Source organism: Planktothrix sp. FACHB-1355 (genome assembly GCF_014748295.1).
In the GTDB taxonomy this organism is placed as follows: domain Bacteria; phylum Cyanobacteriota; class Cyanobacteriia; order Cyanobacteriales; family Aerosakkonemataceae; genus Aerosakkonema; species Aerosakkonema funiforme_A.
The window spans coordinates 1-4834 of the sequence record NZ_JACJUP010000468.1; the positions used below are offsets into that span (position 1 = coordinate 1).

A 4834-nucleotide genomic window follows, 5' to 3' on the forward strand; every position below is an offset into this window, starting at 1 on the left:
GATTGGAAAGGGTTACGCTCAGCAACATTGCGTCTGCCTTAGAAAGCCAAAACCAGCCAGAGTTAGCAATTGTTTTTTATAAGCAATCAGTCAATGTCACGGAAGCAATCCGTAAAAACTTGCGATCGCTCCCCCGCGAACAACAGGAATCCTATACAAAAACCGTAGCAGATACTTATCGCTCTTTAGCCGATCTCTTGCTCAAACAAAATCGTATATTAGAAGCACAACAAGTCATCGATTTACTAAAAGTTCAAGAATTGAATGATTATCTTGGTAATGTGAGAGGTAACGAACAAACATCTCAGGGTGTAGAATTACTACCCCAAGAACAGAAAGTTAACGCCGACTATGCTGCTATTCAAAATAGAGCTATTCAATTGGGAAAAGAACTTGCCGAATTACGAAAAATTCCCGAAGCAAATCGCACACCCGCTCAAGCTACGCGCATCGCCGAAATTGTCAAAGCGCAAGAAGCGATCGCAGCTGAATTTAACGCCTTCATCCGCAGTCCGGAAGTGCAAGCTTTAATAGCAGCACAAAGCCCAATTGTGAGAGATGGAAGTATCAGTTTGCGGCGGCTGAAAAATATTCAAGACAATTTGCAGCGCTTGGGACAAGGAGCAGTATTACTTTATCCTTTAATTTTAGAAGACCGCTTAGAATTAATTCTCACCACAGCCGATAGCCCGCCTATCCGTCGTACTGTTAGTGTCGAACGTTCAGAACTCAACCGGGCAATTGTGGAATTTCGCAGCGCTTTGCAAAATCCCGAATCCGATGCGAAAATTTCTGCCCAAAAGCTATACAAATGGTTAATCAAACCTTTGGAAAATGACCTAATTCAAGCCGAAGTGCAAACACTTATTTATGCTCCTGACGAACAGTTGCGCTACATTCCTCTAGCAGCTTTGCACGATGGCAAACAATGGTTGGTGGAGCATTTTCGCATCAATTATATTACTGCTGATAGCCTCACAGATTTCAACACGCAACCGCCAGATAAACCGCAAGTTTTAGCGGCTGGTTTTACCAAAGGTAGCTACACATTTCGTATTGGCGATCGCGAATTTTTCTTCGCTGGATTGCCTTTTGCTGCCCGCGAAGTAGACAATTTAGTCACGATTTTTCCCAACTCTCTTAAATTGCTAGATGGCGAATTCACTCGCAACGCCACCGTTCCCCGTCTCAACGATTACAATATCGTTCATTTGGCGACTCACGCGGCGTTTGTAGTCGGACAACCGGATGATTCATTTATATTATTTGGAAATGGCGATCGCGTCACTTTGCCAGATGTGGAAAACTGGCGACTAACTAATGTAGATTTAGTGGTGCTGAGTGCCTGCGAAACCGGCATAGGCGGTAAATTGGGTAACGGCGAAGAAATTCTCGGTTTTGGTTATTTAATTCAAGAAGCTGGGGCAAAAGCTGCGATCGCCTCCTTGTGGTCAGTTTCCGATGGCGGTACGCAGGCATTAATGGATGCTTTTTATACTGCGTTATCCTTAAGCAGAAGCGTGGGAACCAAGACAAACATCACTAAAGCCGAAGCTTTGCGGCAAGCACAAATAGAATTAATTAGGCGCAATTACTCAGCAGTAGGGCAACAGCGCGGCATCGGCATCCAAGGGCGCACACGCAACAGCCTACCACCGCAAATAAGCGATCGCCTTAACCATCCCTACTACTGGTCATCATTCATACTTATTGGCAACGGACTTTAATCAGTTTTCAGTTATTAGCTAAAATTGAAATACGTTCGTTGCCTCAAAAAACCTATCTTCTATTTGTAATTAGGTGCGCCAATGTTCCGCCGTCACCTCATCCCAGTCACAATACTTCTGCTTCTGTCTCCCAACTTCAACGTGCCACTACCGGGCTATAATCTAGGAAGTTTGGACGCGCAAGCACAGGCACCAACGACCGAACAACAAAGAGCATTACTAAGAGCGAACGCAGATAAGCTGTTCGTTCAGGGAGATGAAATTTTACGTCAAGGGCAATGGCAAAAAGCATTGGAAACCTTTCAGCAAGTGCTTGCCATTCGCAGGCAGCTGAGTGATAGGAGTGGCGAAGCCGACACCATGATTAAAATCGGCGATATTTACGACAGAGCAAACCGGGTAGAGATGGCGCGAAACTACTACCAGCAAGCTTTAGAAATTTACAGAAATATTGGCGATCGCAATCGCGAACTGAACGCCCAATCTAAGTTAAATTTACTCAATTCACCCCCGGCAATTTTTCCTCAAACACCAGATTTTAACTCCAATCAATCTACCCCAAATTTAACAAATTACAATCTAAATAACACTAATATCATTGGTAACGATAATAAAAATAATTTCAATCAACTGCCTTGGGTTTTAGTCTCCCAAAACCGCAACCAAATAGTACCAGTACCTGTGACAAGCAAAATTTCCGCTTTTTTCACCAGTCAAGCTTTAAATCCAATTTCTTGCAGTACAAATCCGGTTACCATTATCTTGGTAAACAATTTGTACATTGCTTGTGCATCTCCCACACCTAATTTTCCAGCCGGAACCTACAATGTAACGCTACCCGGTCTTTAGAACAAAAATTTCAGGGTGCTAAATGCTAAATCTCTTAAACTCCAAACTCAAATACAAGCGATCGCAAGGGTCGCCCCTACACCACTCAAAAATTTATGAAGCGCCGTCATTTTTTGCAATTTTCAGGCTCTGTTCTAGCAACGCTCGGTTTCAGCCAACTAGATGTCCAGCAAAGAGCGCTTCGTTACGCTAGTGCGATCGCGCAAAGCACACCGCGCAAACTAGCTTTATTAATCGGAATTAACACTTATCAAGACCAACCTTTGTTGGGCTGCGTCACGGATGTTAATTTACAAAAAGAGCTACTAATTAACCGCTTTGGTTTTAACTCCAAAGACATCCTCACCGTTACCGATAACCAAGGCACTAGAGCAAATATATTATCAGCATTTGAAGAACATTTAATTAAACAAGCAAAGCCAGGAGATGTAGTTGTATTTCATTTCTCCGGACACGGATCGAGAGTAAAAGATCCCGATAAGGATACCCCTGACAATCTTAACAGCACTCTTGTCCCAGTAGATTACTCCCAAACTTCTCAAAATAATGTAGTTCAGGATATCATGGGACACACCCTATTTTTGCTGATGAAAGCAATCCAAACAGAAAATCTCACTGTTGTGCTGGATAGCTGTCACTCTGGAGGAGCGACACGCGGTAACTACCGCGTGCGTTCCCGCGCAGGAGGTTCTCAATTACAAGCAATTTCGGCGGAAAAAGAATACCAAGAGCAATGGCTGAAACGGTTGAATCTTTCGCCCTCAGACTTTATCGAACAACGTCGCAAAGGTGTTGCCAAAGGAGTAGCAATCGCTTCTGCCAGACGTAACGAACTAGCCGCCGACGCACCTTTTAGTGATTTTCATGCTGGCGCTTTTACTTATGTGATGACCCAATATCTTTGGCAACAAACTGGTAGCGAAACCTTTGCTAAAGTTATCCCCAATGTTGCTCGCACTACCACCCAGCTATCTTCTCAAGAACAAAAACCAGAATACGAAATTAAGCCAGGAAGCGATAACGATCGTCAACCAGTTTACTTTATCAAAGAACAAACACCACCAGCAGAAGCAGTCATCCTCAAAGTAGAAAGAGAGCGAGTGCAAATCTGGTTAGGAGGACTTAACCCCCAAAGTTTAGCAGCGTTCGATCGCAATGCTGTTTTTGCGATCCTAGACCCGCAAAACCGTTACAAAGGTCAAGTACAATTAGAATCGCGCAACGGATTGATCGGACAAGGCAAACTAATCGGAACTGCACAATCGGGAACCCTCCTGCAAGAAAATGTGCGCGGTATTCCCACCAACGTTTCTTTACGCATCGCTCTCGATTCATCTTTGGGTAATGACGCCGCCGCAGCAACACAAATCTTACAAGCTAATAAGCGCATTGAAATCGTACCCCTGCAACAAGGAGAAGTACATTACATTTTGGGGCGCATCACCCAAGCCTACCGTCAAGAATTGCAGCAAAAACAAGTAACAGATATTCCCAATATTAATAGTATAGGTTTGTTTTCTGCCGGACTCGATGTAATTCCCAGTTCGTTTGGTGCAGCTGGCGAAAGTGTAGCCGATGCCCTAAATCGTTTGCAGTCAAAGCTAAAATCTCTCCTCGCATCTCACATTGTCAAACTTGCCCTCAACACCAATTCATCGCGGCTGAATGTAACCGCCTCGATGAATCGAGAAGGTCAAAATGAAATGCTTGCCAGCACCTTTACCGTGCGCGGGATCGCGTCTTCTGCCATTCCCTCAAATCGACCTTCCCAAAATTCTGCAACTCCTTCTATACCCGCCAATTCTCGTCAATTACCTCTGGGAACATCGGTTCAGTTTCGCATCACCAACAACGAGGCAACTAAAATTTATGTCAGCGTGCTGGCAATTGACTCCGCAGGTGAAATGTCGGTTCTGTTTCCCAACAATTGGACAGCAACAGACGATATTATGCAGCTTAATTCAGGTCAAACGCTACTGCTACCCGACCCCAGTAAAGATAATTTCTCGTTGGTTACCCAAAAGCCCAAAGGAGTAACGGAAATTCTGATTATTGCCAGTAAAGCTCCTTTGCGAAAAGCACTTTCTGCCTTACGCTCGATCGCATCCCAAGGACAGCTGGACAGAGGGCCGATCGCGCTCAACCAACCCACAGAGGCGATCGATAATTTGCTCGACGATTTAAATGAAGGCACTCGCGGTAAGTAGTCGGACAAAAGTAATCGACACTGTATGAACTTTTGTTAAGGCACTTGCAGG

General features: G+C 44.4%; 3 protein-coding genes. All 3 read left to right on the forward strand.

The window, feature by feature from the left end:
* Positions 1–1727: CHAT domain-containing protein (locus H6S82_RS18520; protein WP_191056526.1), on the forward strand; the 1727-nt coding region annotated here is incomplete at its 5' end.
* 81 nt (positions 1728–1808) lie between these two features.
* Positions 1809–2576 (forward strand): tetratricopeptide repeat protein, encoded by a 768-nt coding sequence (locus H6S82_RS18525; RefSeq protein WP_190473671.1) that lies wholly within the window; start codon positions 1809–1811, stop codon positions 2574–2576.
* A gap of 95 nt (positions 2577–2671) precedes the next feature.
* The gene (locus tag H6S82_RS18530; protein ID WP_190473673.1) at positions 2672–4783 is read left to right on the forward strand and encodes a caspase family protein; all 2112 of its coding nucleotides are present in this window, start codon (positions 2672–2674) and stop codon (positions 4781–4783) included.
* Positions 4784–4834 lie beyond the last annotated feature (51 nt).